Genomic DNA, 18752 nt, shown 5'->3' on the forward strand with positions numbered 1-18752 from the left:
GCCTGGTCCTCCTACGGATTCACTATGGTGGCGGCGCCCTGTGCGCATCGCCGTGCCGTTCGATCGATGATTCGTTTGATCGCCGTGTTAGATTAGGTCCGGACCGAGGAGGAGGGGGAGTGACAAGTGTGGCGGGATTCCCATGACCATGGATTCGCTGATCACGGCTGCGGCGCGCGCGCTCGCGGCCGGTGATCCGCTCGGCGCGCTGAACCGGGTCGCGTTGCGCGACGACGCGCCCGCGCTCGCGCTGCGCGGCATCGCCATGGCGCAGCTCGGCGACTTCGCGCGCGCCAAAGCGCTGCTGCGCAGCGCGGCGCGCGGCTTCGGCTCGCGCGAGGCGGTGGCTCGCGCGCGCTGCGTCGTCGCCGAGGCCGAAATCGCGCTCGCCTCGCGCGATCTCGGCTGGCCGACCGATACGCTCGCTGCGGCGCGGCAAACGCTGGAAGCCCATGGCGACCGCCTCAATGCCGCGCACGCGCGCTACCTGGAAATTCGCCGTTTGCTGCTCATCGGCCGGCTCGACGAGGCCGGGGGCATGCTTGCCGAAGCCGATCCCGCGCCGCTGCCGCCCGCATTGCGCGCGGCGCACGAGCTGATCGCCGCCGGCATTGCCATGCGGCGCATTCAAACGCAGGTGGCGCGGCGCTCGCTCTCCGAGGCCGCACGCGCCGCGCGCGCGGCGGGCATCGCGGCGCTGAGCGCCGAGATCGAGAGCGCCGCGCAGCTGTTGACCTCGCCGGCTGCGCGCCTCATCGCGCGCGGTGAAGAGCGGGTGCTGCTGCTGGAAGACGTCGAGGCGCTGCTCGCCTCGAAGGCGCTTGTCGTGGACGCGTGCCGCTACGTCGCCCGCGAGGGCGCGACAGTCATCGAACTGGCAAGACGGCCCGTGCTGTTCGTGCTCGCCCGCGCGCTCGCCGAGGCATGGCCCGCCGACGTGCCGCGCGACGCGCTCATCGCCCGCGCTTTTCGCACCCGGCACGCCGACGAAACGCACCGGGCCCGCCTGCGCGTGGAAATCGGCCGCTTGCGCACGCTGATGCGCGACGTGGCCGAGATCGGCGCGACCCAGCAGGGCTTTGCGCTGGCGCCGCGCCACGCGAGCGAAGTGGTGGTGCTGGCGCGGCCTGTGGAGGAAAAGCACGCTGCCGTGCTGGCTTTTCTCGCCGATGGCGAATCGTGGTCGAGTTCGGCGCTGGCGGTCGCGCTCGGCGCGAGCCAGCGCACCGTGCAGCGCGCGCTCGATGCGCTTGCCGCGGCGGACAAGGTGCAGTCGTTCGGCTACGGCCGCGCGCGCCGCTGGACCACGCCGCCCGTCCCCGGATTCGCGACGACCTTGTTACTCCCCGCGCCGCTGCCAGGCGATTAGGATGAACGCCTGTCTCTTCATTCAAGGAAGAAATCATGAAACGTTCGACCGCCGAAATCGTCCGCGAGTACGGCCCGTTTCCCGGCATCGAGAAGGTGGGCGGGGTCTCGTACGACGGCAAGCAGGTGTGGTTCGCCGTGGGCGAGCGCATCGCGTCGCTCGATCCGCAGAGCGGCGAGACGCAGCGCTCGATCGACATCGCGGCGCATGCGGGCACGGCCTTCGACGGCCGGCATCTGTTTCAGATCGCCGAGGACCGCATCCACAAGATCGACCCTGAAACGGGCCGTGTGCTCGCCACGATTCCCGCGCCCGGAGGCGGCGGCGACTCGGGACTCGCTTGGGCGGACGGCACGCTCTGGGTCGGAGTGTATCGCGAGCGCAAGATCCATCAGGTCGATCCGCAGACCGGGGCGATTTTGCGCACGCTCGAATCGAGCCGCTTCGTCACGGGCGTGACGTGGGTGGACGGCGAGCTGTGGCACGGCACCTGGGAAGGCGACGAGAGCGACTTGCGGCGTATCGATCCGGGCACGGGCGAAGTGCTGGAACAACTCGACATGCCGCCCGGCACCGCCGTTTCGGGGCTGGAGTCCGATGGCGGCGAGCAGTTCTTCTGCGGCGGCGGCAACTGCGGGAAGATCCGCGCGGTGCGGCGGCCGAAGCGCGAGGGCTAGGCCAAACGACGACGAAGCCAGGCAGTAAGCCTGTGCTTGCGCGCGCCGGTCTGTGCGCTAACGCGCATTTCCTATGCAAAATCCGGTCGGGACAACACCCTACGGGCGCGCCGTTCTTCATAATCTATAGTCAAATTTACACTCGTAGTTTCTGGCGGTCGACGCGCATCTTTGTTTATTTTCATCGCAAGGAGGCGCGCAGCGCATTCTGTTGGCAATCCTTATCCACGCATTGCGAATTCTCTGGCGCACCTGCGTCGCTTTGATCGTCGGGAGACGCATGCCATGTGTTCCGTTCGCCGGCTTGTCCTCCTGCTGTCTGCCTCCGAGCAGATGGTCGCCATCAACCGCATCGCGAGCTTGGGCTAGGCCTTCTTTAACAGCGGTGGGGAAGACAATGGCAAATGGAAACGGAAGCGCTACGCCCCCAAATGACACTGTCGACGCCTGCGTCAAAGCGTGGCTGAAGATGCGGTGGGGGAAAATCAAGAGCCTCCCCTGGTGGCGGATTCTCGCTTGCCTGCTCTATCTGTTCTGTACTGGCGCGGCGATCGGTTACAATTTCTGGCCGCGCTTTGAGACATCCACGCGTGCAGAAAGCCCGGCAGCGGTTGCGGCTGCGACAGCGGCCATGTCAACGTCGGGCAGCGCAGCAACTCCAACGGTTCGCGCCCAGAACCCGGCGCTCACCGCGCCTGCAAGCGCTCCTGCCGTAACCTTGCAACGCGCCGGCGAAGGCGACGCCGCCCTGATGACCGAAGGGCAAATGGACGTGAGTTACCAGGGCATTTTCGTCCTGATGCTAACGTTCCTCGCATTTCTGATGCACTGGCTCAAGGGCGAAACAGACGCCAACGGCTTTTTCGCACCCGTCACGCGGTTGATGAAACTGGTCGACCCGCTGGGGGGACATCACTTTCTCTTCGCCATTCCAACGCTGACCTTTTTCGCGGCGATGATCCGCCGCCGCCACGAAGACGCAGCCGTATTCCTGATGGCCGTGCTTGCCATTTACGTGGCGGCAGAACATTTCGTCGCGCTCAAGGAGCAGCATAGAACGGCGCGTGACATCCTGACAAAAATGAGAGAGCAGGCCGGGAAGCTCGAGGAGCATACGTCGAGACTCGGCAATCTTCAGACCGAACTGGAGGCGCGCGCGAGGGAAGTGGGGAGCGTCATCGGCGTGCTGAACAAGCACGTCGAAAGCATACGGAATTCGTTAGGCAAGGATTACAGTCAAGCGAATCTATATCGGGCCTATCGCAATCGATTGCACGTAGAGGACGACGGCATCTATGCGGTATATCGTCTGCTCGATATCGACGAAGCGTGGCGCAAGGCCCCGTTGACGGATAAGTGGACTGAATATTTTGACCTTGCGAAGTCGCCTGATTCCTTGTATGCCGCCTTGATGGAGGGGCGGCGCGCGAAGGTCCTGATCGTCACCGACATGCCGTTACGACTGGTGGCGCTATGGGACGAACACAGCAAACCCGTCAAATCGCGGGCAGCGGCGTTCCTCCGGTTCTTTGGCCTCTTGTGGCACACAGTGGTGTTGCAGCAGGCGGCGCGCGACCTCTACGACCAGCATCATGTGCAGGTCCGCTACGACGTGAAGGTTGGCGACTCGTCGAACTGGATGCACGTGGTTGACAGCACGGTTTATCAACTGTTCGGCGAGCCGCCTAAACATGTGTACCTGCGCGACTTGACGCTCGATATCACGGGGAACGATGAGCGTACGAAAAGAAACCTCGTGAACTGGGCGGTGGAGGATATCAGGCGTACGGCCTCGCGGGCAGCCACTGCGAAAGACTATATTGGCACGGTGTTTTCCGACGCCTTGATGGCGAGGGGAATGTATCAGACGGACGTCTCGCTTTCGCACGTGGTACTCGACCAGATTCTCTTCGATATTGGATTTGGAGACTGGCTCGGGTTTCCGGAAGGAGTCCAGAATGGACTGACACCAGAGGACGCGAAAACGTTGTTCCGCGACATGATCCGCCGGTTTCTCTTTGGCCTTGCAGGCGGCGAGGTGGCCCTGACGGCACGCCTGATCTACAAGGAGCTTCAATGAATGACACAGCGAAGCCAGCATCGGCCATAGTGGCTCAGTTATCCGATGTCAGGACCTTAATCAATGAGTTGGCCGAAACGGTGTACCGTCAGGTGGTCCACGAGCGGAAAGACGAGCCATGGGGCCTGAGCGACCCGGAGCTGGTCGCGGAGCGCGTCAAGGCGGAGCTGGGTAAACCTGGTGCGAACGTGCTGAGACAGCACGCCGACCTGTTGCTGTCCTCTGCGGAGTTTCTGATGAAGTCGCCGCAGGAAGCTGGAAACAAGGACGCGCTCCTCGCATGGTGCCAAAAGCCGTCGACCACTTCGACAGGGGAAACCGAGAAAATCCGTATCGAGCTGCTGACCACGTGCTGGCTTGGCCTGCACTTTCTGGGCGTTCCTGTCAGCAACCCATGGGAACGCGTGCGCCGGTGGGCCGATGAAGAAGGGGGAGGGTTGCCCAACGGGGCCTGCGTGGCCAAGGCGATAGGCGATATCGTGCGCGACGCCAGGCGATTCAACGAAAGCATCGGGCACGCAGCGGTCGCAGACGTATCCGCTGACTCCGTCACTTCAAAAGACGTCGGCAGCGCGAATCCTGCCGCAAACGAGCAAGCCGCGGTGCCGCTCGCCGAAGCGCAGAAGGACGAGGCAGCGTCTGCGCGCTCGGCATTCAAGGATCGTCCTTTGATTGTGTTTTCCGGCTTGCCGCTCCTGCTGTTTCCCGAATTGCTGCGCGGGCCGCCTCGCGATGCATGCACGCCCAACGGCGCGCATATGCTCGGGCGAATCTATGAGTTCCTGCAGCTCGTGAACTACCTCCGAGCGAAGTATCAGATTTTTTATTGCGTGAAGGAGGACATCGTCGTCCAATGCCTTCGATTTGTGCTTGGCGAAAGGAAGAAGGAGTTGACGCAGGCGAGCGCATTCGAGGCATGGGCGCGCGCCCTCGACTGGCTGCATACCCTCATGCCCGAACCCAAGCTCGATCGCCAGACTGTCTGCGTTCTGGAGGACCCGCTCATGCCGGCATGCTTCATCAACTACGAATGTGGCCTATATACGGTCGAAACGCCGATGTTCGATGAGGAGCGAAGCCGGCAAGGCGCGAGCGAGCGCGAAATGCCGCTGCCCGCGAGCTATATGCGCGAGATTCGCCGTTTGCTCTACATCGAGAATCTGCAGCTCGGCGGCGGCGCGGAGAGCGCTGAAAATCTGTTGAGGCGCAGCGCCGACCACCATCAAGAGGTATTCGCCAGAATCTGGAGCCGATTCCCGAGTGGGCGCGCCAATGCCTAGAACGTATAGGTGACCTTGCCGAACGCCGTGCGCCCCAGCGTGTTGTACCCGTAGGCGGTCACGTATTGCCGGTTGAACACGTTCGCAAGCGTGGCCGAAAGCGCGAGATGCGCATTGACCTGGTACGACGCGCGCAGGCTCACCGTCGTCCACGAAGGCAGGTAGATCGTGTTGAGCTGGTCGTCGAACGTCGAGCCGTTATACAGCAGCGAAACGCCGGTGCTGAGCGCGTGGAGCTGGAACTCGTCCCACGTGTGATCCACGCTCAGGCTCACCGTCTGGCGCGGGCGGCGATTGAGCCAGGTCTGGTCGGTCACGTCCTGCGGATTCAGAATCCCCACCGTGAGGCTCACCGGCGTGGACTTGCCGAGCGTGCCCTTGTACGAGAGGTCGAGCCCCTGTATGTGTGCGCGGCCCACGTTCACGGGCAGGAAGGTCTGCGAGTTGTACGTGATGAGGTCGTGCACGCGCGTGTCGTACACGGCTGCCGTGAAGGTGCCGATCGACGTGGTTGCGTCGAGCGCGGCTTCGACCGAATCGCTGCGCTCGGGCAGCAGGTTGGGGTTCGAGTAGCCCGGATAGTAAAGGTCGTTGAACGTCGGCAGGCGGAACGCATTGCCGTACGAAACGCGCGCCGTGTAGACCGGCGTGATCGCCCACGAGAGCGCGACGTTGCCCGTATTCACCGATTGCCCCTGCACGATTTCGTGCCGCCCCGCCAGAAACAGCGTGACGGGTCCGAGCGTGGTGGACTGATGCATCGACACGGCCGAATCGTTGCGCGCGGGCAGGCCGCCCGGCACATCCACCGGCAGGAATGCCAATTCGCGCGTGTAGTCGTAGGCGAGCTTGGTCTCGCCGTCGAGCGGCATGCCGAAGAGCGTGTGGCCCCTTTCCTGATGCGTGATCGACGTGGAAGTGGAAAAGCGCGTCGAGTCGATCTCGTCGGTCGGGATCGTCGGGTCGTTCGAATAGAGGAACTGACGGTCCGTCGCGTAGCCCACGGACTGGTCGAACTGCGTGGTCGGCGTGATGTCGAGGTGGAACGCGAGGCCGGTCGTGAGCTGGGTGTCGCGCTGGCGGTCGTTGCCTCCCGCGTTGTCGTACGAGAGATCGGAGCGGTGGTAGAGCGCGAAGGTCGAGATCGACCAGTTGTCGTGTGCGTAGCCGAGGCGCGCGTCCAGGTTCTGGGCGTGGTACGGGTTGCGGCCGTCTTCGTGGCCGTAAGCCCAGGGCTGCGTCGCGTCGATGCCCGCCGTGTTGTAGTCGTGCAGGCCCAGCGAGTAGGTGAGGCCGCTCAATGCGGAAAGCGGCCCTGTCGAGCCGATCGTGCCCGAGGTGCGCACCTGCGTGTCGAAGGTCTTGTTCGAGCCGCCGCCGAACGAGACGGTGGTCTGGTTCGGCTGGTTCGACGCGTGGCGCGTGAAGAGCTGCACGACGCCGCCCATGGCATCCGCGCCGAACGAGGCGGCCGCGGGCCCCGAGATCACCTCGACGCGGTCGAACGAGGCGGTCGCCAGATCGGCCCATTCGGCCGTGCCCGTGGTGACGGAGCCCACGCGTATACCGTCGATGAACACGGCCACCTGGTCAGCCGACGAGCCGCGGATGCTCACCCCCGTGTACGACCCCGGGCCGCCGGTCTGCGACACGGTGACACCCGGCAGCGTGGCGAGCGCCTGCGCGATGCCGGGGTCGACGGGGGAGACGCGGTCGAGGTCTTCGCGCGTGAGCACCTGGGTGGTCGCGTAGCGCTGGTCGAACGATTGCGGCAGATGCTGCGTATCGCCCACGACGAGGATATTGGGCAGCGTGGTGTCGCCGCCGGCTTGCTGCTGCGTCTCGGTGGACGATGCATTGGCGGCGTCGGCGTCGGCAGCATGCGCGGTTTGCCACGCACAGGCGAGCGCGGCGGAGGTCAAAACGAATTGGCGAAACTTCATGATGCGGTGGCTGGAAACAGCTCCTGAAATACGGGCTGTCCGGGCAACGGGCGATCGCCGCGTGGGCGGTGCTTGCGCATTGGGGATCCCCGCCCGCTGCGGCTGCTGGACTCGGCTGATGGCAGGTCTCCTGGCTCGCGGGTCGACATCCGTTGCCGGCCTTCCCGGTTTCCCAGTGGCACGCTCTGGCATGGACTCGCCGCTTACAGTTGCGGGGGCAGCCGCAGTCTTGCACTGCGTTCCCTTTTGATCCCGTCGCCGGGAACCATCAGCGCGCAAGGGTAATGGCCGCGCATTCGCCGCGTCAACCTTTGACGAACGTCGTGTGGCGAAAACACCCGGTTTGGCCACTCCCGCAACTTACGCTATCCTTGCAGCTGTTTTTCGCGCGTAGGCGCTGCGCGAGCGAAATGCAGCAGGGAAGCCGGTGGGAATCCGGCGCGGTCGCGCCACTGTGACTGGCTGTCAATCGAGCCAGAAGTCAGACCTCGCTGCGTTTATTTCACGACTCATTCCAGGGCGCGTAACCCAAGGAGCCGTCAATGCACACCCTCCTACCTTAGAAAGGCGGCCCAATCCGGTCGCCACCACTGGCCCCGATGCGGCGATACACCGCTCACGGACCGCCATGCGTTCGCTGTTCAAAAGCACGCTGGATATTGACGGATTAACGACGACGTCGGGGCACCTCGCCGCATCGAGCGAGGGCTGACGGCGCTCGTCCATGCATTCTTTACAAGCACAAACAAGAAGACTCATGAACAAGCACATTCTGGCCGTCCTTGGCGGCGCGGCTTTGGCATTCACAGGCGCTGGCGCCTCGGCGCAGCAGGTCACGTTGTACGGTGAGATCGACGCTAGCGTCGACTATGTCAGCGACGTTGGCGGCCACACCCAGTATCGCGCGGGTTCGGGCCTCATCGACGGCAGTTTTTGGGGCCTGCAAGGCAGCGAGGATCTCGGCGGCGGCAACGCCGCGATCTTTCGCCTCGAGCGCGGCTTCTCGGTCACGTCTGGCGAAGCCTTCAACGACCATCCGTTCTACGTTGGTTTGCAATCCGAACGATTTGGCACGATCACGCTGGGCCGCCAGTACGACACGATGCACGACTACTTCGCCCCGTTCACGCTGACGGGCGGTGCGGGTGGCACGGCATTCGCGCATCCGTTCGACAACGACAACGCCAACAATTCGTGGCTCGCCTCGAACGCCGTGAAGTTCGCGAGCGCCACGTACGGTGGTTTCAGCGCCGGCGCGATGTACGCATTTTCGAACGCGGCGGGCCGCTTCGCGCAGAACCGCGCCTACGGCTTCGGCGCGCACTACGAGGGCGGCCCGTTCAGCGCCGGGGTGGCATGGATGCACATCGACGGACGCGGCGCCTCTTCGGTCGGTGCGTACGATACGTCGGTGCTGCCGGGCGCGGGCCTCGTGCCGACCGAGGTCGCGGTGCAGCGCGAAGACACCATCGGCGCGGGCATGAGCTACGTGCTCGGCGACGTGACGCTCGGCGCGGCCTGGTCACGTTCCATTCATACCGGCGTGAGCGAGGCCGAAGGCGGCGCGCCGCTGCCTTCGATCGCCTTCAGCAACTACGAAGTGAATGCGCTTTGGCAGGTCACGCCCGCATTCTCGCTGGCGGGCATGTATGCGTACACGGGCGCGACCTCCGCGCATTGGCATCAAGGCGCGCTGCAGGCCGACTATCAGCTGTCGAAGCGCACGGACGTGTATACCGAGGCGATCTATCAGCGCGCGTCGTCCGGTGCGTTCGCGATGATCAACACCTGCGACCCGTCGGGCGGCCGCAACCAGGTGCTCGTGGCGGCGGGCATCCGGCATCGCTTCTGACGCACACAAAAAACGGCCCCGAACCCTTGCGATTCGGGGCCGTTTTACCGCGTGGCTAGATCACGAAGCCGAAAGCTTCACCGCAACGCCGGTCGAAGAATAAACGGGGGTGGCCTTGAAGCCATCCACCGTGACCGTCGCGAATTTCACCGATGCGCCGCTGCCGTCGATCACGTCGATCGAGTCGCCCGCTTTCGGCGTATAGCCGTTGACGAACTTCACATGCAGCGTGCCGCCCGCCACCGTGAGCTGGCCGCCCACGCGCAGGCGTCCGCCGCCGTTGCCGTCGATGTCGAGTTCGAGCGTCGTGCCGTCGAGCTGCGTGTACTTGCCCGCCACCGTCAACGGCGCGCTCGTCGCCACGATCGCGCCGCCGCCGGACCCGACGTACACGTCGCCGTTGCCGAAGGCCGTGGTCGACGCTGCGGCGAGCACGCCGCCGCTCACCTGCGAGCCGCCCGTGTAACTGTTGTTGCCCGCGAGCGTGAGCGTGCCGCTGCCCTGCAGCGTGAGCTTGCCCGAGCCGGCGATGTCGTTGCGCCAGCTGTCGGCGGCATTGAAGCCGCCCTGGGTTGCGTCCATCGCCACGATCACGTTGCCGTTGAACGCGCCATAACCATCTGCAGCACTAAACATGTTCAGACGGCCCCAACCCTCGGCGTCGTCCATGACCGGATAGCCCGAGACGACTTCGGTCGTCTTCAGGATGACGCGGCGCTGGTCGGCGCTCAGGTACGGGAAGCGCGTTTCGAGCAGCACCTCGGCGCCCTTGGGCACGACGGGCGGCGCCTCGGTCGATTCGATCTGGCTGAAACCGAACGTCATGCGGCGCGCGAATCCCGACTTGTTGGTCGCATAGTCGGCGAAGCGGTCGGTCGCGGTCGTGGCCGAATGCGCGAAGGCGGGGAAGGTCGTGGCGCTCGTGCCGGTGGCCTGTTCGAGCGTGCTGTGCGCCTGCGCGTAGGCCGCGCTCTTGAGCGTGGCGTTGGCGGGGTCGTAGAGATTCGCGGCGGTGGCGGCCAGCGCGAACATGCGGCCGCCGATTACATCGAGCGGCGAATGCATGCCCGCGAGAATACGGTTTTCGCCGAGTTCGAGGCCGCGGCTCGCCATTTCCTGGTAACGCTCGGGCACGAGATACGCCATGGTCATCGCGTCGCGCATGGCTTCGGCTTCGTGGCCGCTGATGAAGCCGCCATCTGTCGAAGGCGTCGTGCTGATGGCCGGCACGAGCGTGGGATCGACCACGACGCTCGTGCTCCAGCGGAACGGCCGCGCGTATTTGTAGAAGCGCTTGGCGGGCTCGGTGGAAGCGTTGTTGCCCATCGTGTTGAGCAGGTCGACCACCTTGCCGAAGGTCGCGTTGCCCGTGCTGCCTACGCCCGTGTTGTTGCCCGAGTCGTTGTAGAGCGTCGTGGTCGCGTCCGCGGGAATCGACGTGATGCTCGTGGTTTGCTGGGCAGCCGAGCGCCAGGCGGCGGTGAGCGGCCCCATGCCGTCGGTCACGCTGTAGCCCTTGCCGCGCCGGTCGTCGTAGTAGGCCGCGTCGGCCTGCGCCTGGCTGCGCTGGGTCGTCGCGGTCACGACGTACTGGATGTTCGCGTTCAGCACCGTGCTGTTGAGGATCGTGCCGTTGGGCGTGCCGTCGGTGGGGACGCCCGTCCACGTCGACTGCACGACCGCGGGGAACGTGCCGTTGGCAGGCGCGGAAACGCCCGCGTCCACGAGCAGCGTGAGCGGCTGCCAGAGATCGAGGAAGCGCGCCACCACGCGCACGCCCGCATTGGTCGCGAGCGTGGCGTAACGTGCGTCGCCGCGCTGGTTGGTCGCGATGGTGTCGACGAAAGCCGGTACGTCGGGAATCGGCGCGTTGTCCACGAAGCCGGGGTCGGTGGGTGGCGCGGGAATGGCGGCAGTGGTGGCGGGATCGCTATTGCCGCCGCAGGCGGTCAGCGCGGCAACGCTGGTAAGCACTGCCAGGTAGACCGGCAGCGCAGTTCGGTGGCGTGATGCGGGCATGCTGAGGGCTCCGTCGTCGTGGTTGATGCGGTGTGGTTATTCCTGACTGACGGCGGCGAATTATGCTTACCCTTGATTACTCCCTAATTACTAATTTATTACTCTGATGTTAAACCGAAATGGAATTGAAGTACGGGTGAAATATGATTCGCCGTTCATTTACTGCCGCGCCTCGAGATAGCCGACCCGCACGGGCGGCACGAACCACGCGAGACACAGGCCGGCCAACGCGGCCACGGCAGCGACGATGAGGCCCATGTGGATCGAATCCACGAGTGCGCTGCGCGCCGAATTCATCATCGCGTCGCCGGCATGGCCGGCGCTCACGAGGCGGCCGATCAGCGCGGCCTGGTCGGCGCGGTCCACGAGCAGTTCGGGACTCGCAAACGACTTGAACCATTGCGTCGCCTGATACGAGTCGAGCGAGCGATTCACGCCCATCGTGTAGAGGTGCCCGAGCAGCGCGCCCGTCATCGCCGTGCCCAGCATGCCGCCGAATGTGCGCAGCGATTGCAGCATCGCCGTGGCGGCGCCGAGATGGTCGCGCGAGACGATCTGCTGCGAGCAGACCGTGAGGCTCGTGCCCACGAGGCCCAGCCCCAGGCCGCTCGCGCCCATGCACGCCATCCACACGAGATGCGGCTCGTTGCCTCGCAGCACGACCACCGCGAGGCTCGCGAAAGCGGACAACGCAAAGCCGACGTAGAGAATCGCGTTGGCGCGCCGGATACGCGTGACCACGCGATTGTTCACGAAACTGCCGACCGTCGTGCCGAGCAGGAGCGGCGTGATCAGCATGCCCGAGGCGCGTGGCGACATCGCATAGCCGCCCTGGAACAGCAGCGGTACATAGAATACGAGCGAGAACAACGCAAACCCGCCGAGCACCGACATCGCAAAGAGCGGACCGAGCTTGCGGTCGAGCAGCATGTCCACGGGGATGATCGGATAGCCCATGCGCTTTTCCCAGAAGAAAAGCGTCAGCGAACAGACCAGCACGATCATCGCGAGCACGATCGTCGAAGTCGTCCAGCCTTGCCTCGGCAAGAGCTCGATGGCGAGTTGCAGCGCGCCGAACGTGACGGCGACGACGCAAGCGCCGAGCCAGTCGAGACGCAGCCGCGCGCCTTCGCGGGCATGGTGCAGATGCGGCAGGAAAGCGTGCACGAAGAAGAGCGCCACCACACCCACCGGCACGTTGACGAAGAACACGAGGCGCCAGCTGCCGTGCTGGGTCAACATGCCCCCGAGCGTTGGCCCGACCACGTTCGCAAGGCCAAACGCCGACGAGACGAACACCAGCCAACGCAGGCGTAGCCTCGGATCGGGGAACAGATCGGCGACAGTTGCGAACACCGTCCCCATCATGATGCCGCCGCCGATGCCCTGCAGGCCGCGTGCGAGCACGAGAAACAGCATGTTGGTCGCGATCCCGCAGAGCACCGAGGCGAGGGTGAAGACCAGGATCGCTGCCAGCATGAAGGGTTTGCGGCCGAACAGATCGCCCAGACGCCCGAAGATCGGAATCGTGATGACCGACGCAAGCATGTAGGCCGTCGCGACCCACGCATAGAGCTCGAACCCCTTGAGCTCCGCGACGATGCGCGGCAGTGCGGTGCCGACGATGGTCTGGTCGAGCGCAATCAGCATCGAAACCGACGCGACGCCGAGCATCGCCAATACCGACTCGCGAAACGGCAACAGCTGCCGCGCCTGATCGTGAAGCCCAATGCTCGTGGCCATGTAGCGCTCCTCACCGCTGCGACGCGGCTAATCTGCTATGCGGCGCCCAGCAAAAGATCCATCGGCCGGCCCCGCGCGTGCGACCTTCATGCGCTGTGCAATGATGGTACGCCCGCTGATGCGAATGTCACGGAACGAACACGCCATCGACGAAGTTATTCCACCGGGCCCGCGCGAGACCAGGTGAGCCGGGAAGCGTTTGCCAACGTTTCGCGGCTCGTCGATCTGCAATTCAATTTCGCTCTGCAGGGAGTAAATCGGCGAGTCCGTTGTTTGCCTTCACATCGACTAGGATTCGACCAATACGGAGGGGACGTCATGAACGCTGCAGTTCGACTCGTTTTGCGGGCAACGGTGAGCGGTGCGGCCGTGCTTTCCCTGGCCGGTCTATGCGCCGCGTCGTCGAGTGACGCGGGAGCGTCTCGCGACAGTGAGGAAGCCTCGTTTCTCTCTGAAAACGACGCGGCCATGACGAAGATGATGACCGGGATGGCCGCCAGGCCCACGGGCGACGTCGACCGCGATTTCGTCGCAACAATGATTCCCCATCACCAGGGTGCCATCGACATGGCCATGGCGGAACTGCGGCATGGACACAACGTCCAGTTACGCAGGATCGCTCAGGAGATCGTGGTCGAGCAACAGCAGGAGATCGTTGCCATGCGCCTCGCGGTGCATGACGCGAACACGGCGCCGAGGCCGATGTCCCACTGACCCACTCGCATCAAGACGCAGGAGACAACGTCATGAAATACAACGCCATGCTTGGCGCGGCCCTGACCGCCGCTGCGCTTGCCGCCGCAACGCTTGCCGAGGCGGGGCAGGTTCCCGGCTCGCTAGCGGCGGCCGATATTCCGGTGAGCCATCGCGACCGCGTTTATTCGTCTGATCAGTTTTCGAACACCGTATCGATCGTCGATCCCGCAGCCAATCGTCTGGTCGGTGTCATCCGCCTCGGGGAGCCGAGCCCGGCCAACTTCAGCCCGCTCTATCACGGTCAGTTGCTCGTGCACGGTATGGGCTTTTCGCCCGATCACCGCACGCTGGCCATTGTCTCCATCGGCTCGAACTCGGTGACCTTTATCGATACGCAAACCAATGCGGTCAAGCACGTGACCTATGTGGGCCGCTCCCCGCACGAGGCTTTCTTCACGCCCGACGGCAACGAAGTGTGGGTGACCGTGCGCGGCGAGAATTACGTCGATGTGCTCGACGGCAAGACCTTCGAAGAGAAGACGCGCATTGTCGTGCCAGCCGGGCCGGGCATGCAGATCTTCTCGCCCGATGGAAAGTACGGGTATATCTGTTCGTCCTTCAACCCGGAAACCGACGTCGTTTCGGTAGCCGATCACAAGGTCGTGGCCCGGGTCACGCAGGCGAGCCCGTTCTGCCCGAACATTGCGGCGACGCCGGATGGCCGGCAGGTCTGGTTCACGCTGAAGGATGTGGGCAAGACGCAGGTGTTCGATGCCCGCCCACCGTTTGCGCTGCTGAAAACGCTCGATACGGGGCCGATCACCAATCACGTGAACATCGTGCAGAACGCGCACGGCATGTTTGCATACGTGACGGTCGGAGGCCTGAACCAGATCAAGGTGTTCCGCACCGACGACTTTTCGCAGGTGGCGACCATTGCGGTTGGCAGCCTGCCGCACGGCATCTGGCCGTCCGGCGACGGCACGCGTGTCTATGTGGGCCTCGAAAACGGCGATGCGATGACGGCAATCGACACGCTGACCAACAAGGTCATCGCCACCGTGCCGGTCGGCCAGGCACCGCAAGCCGTGGCGTATGTGCCCGACGCCGTGCCGGATGGCGACGGCACGGCCAACACGCAGCCGCTCGGCGCGGCGGGGGAGGCCACGCACGTCATGCTGGTTCCGGTGGGCGGCGCCGCGGCCGACCATGGCGCTGCGCCCACTTCGGTGGCGTTGTTCGATCAGGGATTGCTGCAGGTGCTGCAGGCTGCGGTGACGGGATTGCAGGCGGGCCAGCCGTATTTCCTCGGACTTTCGGACCACGCCGACGGCAGTGGCCGCATCGACGTCCTCGCGAGCTTCAAGGCCAATCCGGCCGGCTCGGCGATCGTCAACACGCTGGGCCAGATCCGGCAGGTCGTCGCGCCTGGCACGCCGGGCGTGACCGACCACCGACGATATCTCGTGATCGCGCCGAGCGTGGGCGGCGCGCCCGGACCGGCAGTGCAGGTGCAGGCCTTGTGAGTGTCCCGGGCATCGTCCCGGTCATTTCGAATTCCTTAGTAAAAGGCCTGGGGCGCGTGGGCGAGACTGTCTGTTTGCCCACGTAAGGCAGCGCCTGACGCTTGACGCCAGCTTTTGTGGGAAGCTAACTGACGGTGATCGACACCCGAAAAGCGAGGTGAGGAAATGAGAGCCTCCCGCAATCTGGCTATCAGCCAGCTTACCGTCCTTCTCCTGCTCCTTCTGGCGTATGGGATGGCCAGCGCTGCCGGCGATCGTGCAGCGCCCGCAGCCTCACCCCGCTTCGAGCCGAGCGAGCTTTCGACAGACTGCATCGACCGGGAATATCGCGGGAAGAACGCCAGACTGGGACTCGACTACACCGACTTGATCAACAACTGCGGCGCATCGGTCATCATCACGTGGCAGTCATTCAACAACGGCGCGCCGCAAGCGGAAGGCGGGGGGATGGGGCAATCGGAATGCATACCGCCTGGCGGTTCCATCACCACCGCGTCGCGCGAGCGGCTCGGCGCGGCGAGTGAGAACCTGCCCGTTAGCGTCGTGACCTGCCAGTGATGGCGGCGGCGCCGATTCAGTCGGAGATGGCTCTCACCCTTCGCGAGGCCACGTCGATCCGCTGGCACTTCTTTCTTTCCAGCCACTGCAATGACTTCTCGACGATGTCGGCAGGCACCTCGTCGAATGACGTGTTGCGGATCAACGTCTCGCTCGCGGCAATGTCGTTGAACTCCCCCAGCGTCTTTTGCACGGACGTCAGCTCCTTGATGGTGCGCTCGTGCTCGCCTTTGATCACGGGTTGAAAAAACTCGAGTAGATAGCGCAGCTTTTTACCGGCCTTGCGCACGTCATGGAGATTTTCCTCGTGGCGGGCCTCGCTTCGCGCGGCGCGTCTGCTGCGCTTTCGAAGCGTGCGCTGCGCCATACGGACTCGCCGCCTGGCAAATGCGCGGATCGGAAGATCATTGCAACACGACTGCAGCGTGGTTTGCGCATAAAGCACGGCGTCGTTCAGAAATGCCTCGACGGCGTCGCTCTTGATCATGGCCTGGCTATGCGCCACCGCTTGCGCGCGCTTCTCACGCGCGGCGCTCACGAGCAGTTCGATGGATGCGTCTGACTTCTGCGCGGTTTTGAGGAGATCGCCGGCGATGTCCCAGTCGCGCGTTCCGCCCGCCACGGCGGCCAGACGCTTGAATTCTTCGCTGGCGTGCGCGGTGGCTTCCTCACCGAGCCAGGGCGAGTACGCCCAGTACAAAGCACGAAGTTTTCTGAAGGCCACCCGAAGCTGATGAAACGCTTCGGGGTCGACTTCTGTCGCCAGGGTTTTCGTTCTTTGCACCACCTCGACGACCACTGGCATGGCCAATGACGAGAAGGTGCTGGCGATGGAGGTCTTGCTGGTGAGTAACGCAGCGGAGCGGCGCCGATCGATTCTGAAGCGAGTGCGCGGCCGCGGCAAGGGCCAGTCACCGTCCATATCCATTTCAGCCTCGAGTCTGACAAAAACAGGTTGGCCCAAACCATACCATATGGGCGGTTGGCAACCTAATCTTCGTGACGATTTGATGAAGTGTGCAAATTCTGACAAGTTGACAGCTTTTGCGTCGCCGGCAGGTTGAACTTCTGATTTTCTGTATTACGATGCTTAGCTAAGTCAGGCGTTGCTGTGCGGATGCATCGAGAAGCGCCCCCCGGGAACGAAGTGGGAGTTCGAGTTGAAGAAACGGGCCACCGTGATCTGTCGTAGAGGCAAGCGAATTCTCCTGGTAGCACGCAGTCAGTCGAAGTGGGCACTACCGGGTGGCATGTTGAAGCGCGGTGAGCATCTTACGGAGACCGCGCTTCGGGAACTCAAGGAGGAGACCCGGCTCCTGGGCAAGACGGCCAGATATCTGTTCGACATTCGCGGCAAGCAGAAACACCACCACGTTTTTTCCTGCGAAATACCGAGGCAGGCCAAGGCACGGCCGAGCAGCGAGATAGCCAGGTGTCGATGGGTCCATCTCGACGACATCCCGCGCCTGATCACCAGCGGCCCAACGAACGATATCGTGCGGCTGATCAACCAGCGGCGCAGGAAGTAACACCACGGCCCTCGTGGTGAGGGATTGAAGGCCCACGGCGTTCAATCCGGATGCATCTGCCATCCAGGCAGATGCCCCAAGCCCATCGTCACCAACGCTTCGCGCGCATCACGCGTTTTCGTCGCCTTTGGCCGGACGGCCCGTCTTGACGGTCTCGAGCGCTTCGATCGCAGCCAGCAGCCGCTTCTGCGGGGCCGCTTCCAGCAATTGAAGGCCGGCGCGCAAAAGTTCGCTCTTTCTCACCGCAACACCGGCCTCCAGGCACTTGCGTTTGAGGAGTGCGATGCGCTGGTAATCCGTCTTGGGCATCGTGAAGCTGTCGCGCACGACCTTGTCTTTCTTCACGCGCCTGGTCTTGACCTTTTCGGCCGGTGCGGCTGCAGGTGCAGGAGCCGGTGCCTCTGCAGCGGCGCGAGCGGGTTTCGCCGCCGCTTTGGGTGCGGCCTTTTTGCGTTTGGACTTAACCGCCGCTTCCGCTGCCGCAGCGGGCTTTGCTGCTTCGCTTTGCTCTTCCGCGGTTGCCTCGGTTGCCGCGGACTTCGGGAAGTGGAACGCCTTCTTGGTGGGTTTGCGTGTGGTCGCTACAGTCATGTCGATCTCCGGTCTGAAAACGGTATAAACAGTATATACGGTTTATAGCGACATTCCACACGTGCCGCGATCCATCTTCGAACCTGTTCAGTGAGTCCTTGCTAACCCGTCCGCTGAATGGTGACGTCAGCATCCATAAGCTCTTTTTTGCGATCGATTGCAGTGTCACCCAATCGTCACATTGCGAACGTAACGTCCAGCGCATCAATAACGATTTTAAGGAGTACGGGATGAGAGTCAGTCTCTTTGCGATTGTCATTCTCGCGCTGGGCACGGGCATCGCCCAGGCTGCTGACATCACCGGCGCGGGTAGCACCTTCGCAGCACCGATCTATACGAAATGGGCGGATGCCTATCAAAAGTCGGGCGGCGGCAAGGTCAACTACCAGGGCATTGGCTCGTCGGGCGGCATCAAGCAGATTCAAGCCAAGACGGTGGACTTCGCGGGCTCGGACGCTCCGCTGAAGGACGAGGATCTGGCCAAGGAAGGCCTGTTCCAGTTTCCGACGGTGGTCGGCGGCGTCGTGCCGGCGATCAACGTGCCGGGCGTGAAGCCGGGCGAGATCACCCTGTCGGGCCCGGTGCTCGGCGACATCTACCTCGGCAAGATCAAGAAGTGGAACGATCCGGCCATCGTCGCGCTGAACCCGAAGGTCAAGCTGCCTGATCTCGACATCGCCGTGGTCCGCCGCGCCGACGGCTCGGGCACCAGCTTCATCTGGACGAACTACCTCTCGAAGGTCAACCCCGAGTGGAAGAGCAAGGTCGGCGAAGGCACGACCGTGAGCTGGCCGACGGGCACGGGCGGCAAGGGCAACGACGGCGTGGCCGCCTTCGTGCAGCGTCTGCCGGGCGCGATCGGCTACGTCGAGTGGGCGTACGCCAAGCA

At 63.8% G+C, this 18752-nt stretch carries 15 protein-coding genes and 2 riboswitches; of the genes, 10 read left to right on the forward strand and 5 right to left on the reverse strand.

Annotated features, from left to right (window positions below):
* Positions 1–148 precede the first annotated feature (148 nt).
* From A3CW_RS0137450 to A3CW_RS0137465, 4 genes are all read left to right on the forward strand, one after another.
* Positions 149–1369, forward strand: coding sequence for a hypothetical protein (locus A3CW_RS0137450; protein ID WP_028208113.1), 1221 nt, complete (start codon positions 149–151; stop codon positions 1367–1369).
* 35 nt (positions 1370–1404) lie between these two features.
* A complete protein-coding gene (locus A3CW_RS0137455; protein ID WP_028208114.1) occupies positions 1405–2046 on the forward strand; it encodes a Vgb family protein in 642 nt (213 codons plus the stop codon).
* Between the two features lie 397 nt (positions 2047–2443).
* Positions 2444–4126 (forward strand): tetratricopeptide repeat protein, encoded by a 1683-nt coding sequence (locus A3CW_RS0137460; protein ID WP_154678154.1) that lies wholly within the window; start codon positions 2444–2446, stop codon positions 4124–4126.
* On the forward strand, positions 4123–5406 hold the full coding sequence (locus tag A3CW_RS0137465; RefSeq protein ID WP_154678155.1) for a hypothetical protein: 1284 nt from the start codon (positions 4123–4125) through the stop codon (positions 5404–5406). Before A3CW_RS0137460 ends, A3CW_RS0137465 begins: the two co-directional genes overlap by 4 nt.
* On the opposite strand, the gene A3CW_RS0137470 is transcribed toward A3CW_RS0137465, so the two are convergent.
* Positions 5403–7349, reverse strand: coding sequence for a TonB-dependent receptor domain-containing protein (locus A3CW_RS0137470; RefSeq protein WP_028208117.1), 1947 nt, complete (start codon positions 7347–7349; stop codon positions 5403–5405). The two genes, A3CW_RS0137465 and A3CW_RS0137470, sit on opposite strands and share 4 nt — an antisense overlap.
* 103 nt (positions 7350–7452) lie before the next feature.
* Positions 7453–7634: riboswitch (cobalamin riboswitch) on the reverse strand.
* A 123-nt stretch (positions 7635–7757) separates the two neighbouring features.
* A riboswitch (adenosylcobalamin (AdoCbl) riboswitch) is annotated at positions 7758–7848 on the forward strand.
* Between the two features lie 258 nt (positions 7849–8106).
* On the opposite strand from A3CW_RS0137470, the gene A3CW_RS0137475 reads away from it, so the two are divergent.
* Positions 8107–9201: a porin gene (locus tag A3CW_RS0137475; protein ID WP_035515090.1), complete on the forward strand. Its 1095-nt coding sequence runs from the start codon at positions 8107–8109 to the stop codon at positions 9199–9201.
* A gap of 60 nt (positions 9202–9261) precedes the next feature.
* Here A3CW_RS0137475 and A3CW_RS0137480 read toward each other — a convergent pair whose 3' ends face one another.
* Positions 9262–11220: an acid phosphatase gene (locus A3CW_RS0137480; RefSeq protein WP_028208119.1), complete on the reverse strand. Its 1959-nt coding sequence runs from the start codon at positions 11218–11220 to the stop codon at positions 9262–9264.
* Between the two features lie 159 nt (positions 11221–11379).
* Entirely contained in the window at positions 11380–12963 is a 1584-nt protein-coding gene (locus A3CW_RS0137485) for an MFS transporter (RefSeq protein WP_028208120.1), read from the reverse strand.
* Between the two features lie 318 nt (positions 12964–13281).
* Here A3CW_RS0137485 and A3CW_RS48875 point away from each other — a divergent pair, with 318 nt between their 5' ends.
* The 3 genes from A3CW_RS48875 to A3CW_RS0137500 all read left to right on the forward strand — a co-directional run bounded on the left by A3CW_RS48875 (position 13282) and on the right by A3CW_RS0137500 (position 15743).
* A complete protein-coding gene (locus A3CW_RS48875) occupies positions 13282–13677 on the forward strand; it encodes a DUF305 domain-containing protein (protein WP_063750900.1) in 396 nt (131 codons plus the stop codon).
* 32 nt (positions 13678–13709) lie between these two features.
* A complete protein-coding gene (locus tag A3CW_RS0137495) occupies positions 13710–15185 on the forward strand; it encodes a YncE family protein (protein ID WP_028208121.1) in 1476 nt (491 codons plus the stop codon).
* Positions 15186–15350: 165 nt separating this feature from the next.
* Positions 15351–15743, forward strand: coding sequence for a hypothetical protein (locus A3CW_RS0137500; RefSeq protein WP_154678156.1), 393 nt, complete (start codon positions 15351–15353; stop codon positions 15741–15743).
* A gap of 16 nt (positions 15744–15759) precedes the next feature.
* On the opposite strand, the gene A3CW_RS0137505 is transcribed toward A3CW_RS0137500, so the two are convergent.
* Complete coding sequence (locus tag A3CW_RS0137505) at positions 15760–16671, reverse strand: CHAD domain-containing protein (protein WP_028208123.1); 912 nt, start codon at positions 16669–16671, stop codon at positions 15760–15762.
* A 232-nt stretch (positions 16672–16903) separates the two neighbouring features.
* Between A3CW_RS0137505 and A3CW_RS0137510 the strand changes: the two genes are divergently transcribed.
* Positions 16904–17272: an NUDIX hydrolase gene (locus tag A3CW_RS0137510; protein WP_028208124.1), complete on the forward strand. Its 369-nt coding sequence runs from the start codon at positions 16904–16906 to the stop codon at positions 17270–17272.
* Between the two features lie 108 nt (positions 17273–17380).
* On the opposite strand, the gene A3CW_RS54480 is transcribed toward A3CW_RS0137510, so the two are convergent.
* Positions 17381–17617 (reverse strand): hypothetical protein, encoded by a 237-nt coding sequence (locus A3CW_RS54480; protein ID WP_322787981.1) that lies wholly within the window; start codon positions 17615–17617, stop codon positions 17381–17383.
* Between the two features lie 476 nt (positions 17618–18093).
* Between A3CW_RS54480 and pstS the strand changes: the two genes are divergently transcribed.
* Positions 18094–18752, forward strand: a 659-nt coding sequence (gene pstS / locus A3CW_RS0137520) for a phosphate ABC transporter substrate-binding protein PstS (RefSeq protein ID WP_035515092.1), incomplete at its 3' end; no start/stop codon positions are given.

This window comes from Paraburkholderia nodosa DSM 21604 (assembly GCF_000519185.1).
Lineage (GTDB): Bacteria > Pseudomonadota > Gammaproteobacteria > Burkholderiales > Burkholderiaceae > Paraburkholderia > Paraburkholderia nodosa.

Bases quoted from the DNA above. Each gene is read 5' to 3' on its own strand.
- A3CW_RS0137480 (WP_028208119.1), bottom strand. From the start codon at position 11,220: ATGCCCGCATCACGCCACCGAACTGCGCTGCCGGTCTACCTGGCAGTG.
- A3CW_RS0137450 (WP_028208113.1), top strand. From the start codon at position 149: ATGGATTCGCTGATCACGGCTGCGGCGCGCGCGCTCGCGGCCGGTGAT.
- A3CW_RS0137485 (WP_028208120.1), bottom strand. From the start codon at position 12,963: ATGGCCACGAGCATTGGGCTTCACGATCAGGCGCGGCAGCTGTTGCCG.
- A3CW_RS0137505 (WP_028208123.1), bottom strand. From the start codon at position 16,671: ATGGATATGGACGGTGACTGGCCCTTGCCGCGGCCGCGCACTCGCTTC.
- A3CW_RS48875 (WP_063750900.1), top strand. From the start codon at position 13,282: ATGAACGCTGCAGTTCGACTCGTTTTGCGGGCAACGGTGAGCGGTGCG.
- A3CW_RS0137455 (WP_028208114.1), top strand. From the start codon at position 1,405: ATGAAACGTTCGACCGCCGAAATCGTCCGCGAGTACGGCCCGTTTCCC.
- A3CW_RS0137465 (WP_154678155.1), top strand. From the start codon at position 4,123: ATGAATGACACAGCGAAGCCAGCATCGGCCATAGTGGCTCAGTTATCC.
- A3CW_RS0137460 (WP_154678154.1), top strand. From the start codon at position 2,444: ATGGCAAATGGAAACGGAAGCGCTACGCCCCCAAATGACACTGTCGAC.
- A3CW_RS0137500 (WP_154678156.1), top strand. From the start codon at position 15,351: ATGAGAGCCTCCCGCAATCTGGCTATCAGCCAGCTTACCGTCCTTCTC.
- A3CW_RS0137495 (WP_028208121.1), top strand. From the start codon at position 13,710: ATGAAATACAACGCCATGCTTGGCGCGGCCCTGACCGCCGCTGCGCTT.
- A3CW_RS0137470 (WP_028208117.1), bottom strand. From the start codon at position 7,349: ATGAAGTTTCGCCAATTCGTTTTGACCTCCGCCGCGCTCGCCTGTGCG.
- A3CW_RS0137475 (WP_035515090.1), top strand. From the start codon at position 8,107: ATGAACAAGCACATTCTGGCCGTCCTTGGCGGCGCGGCTTTGGCATTC.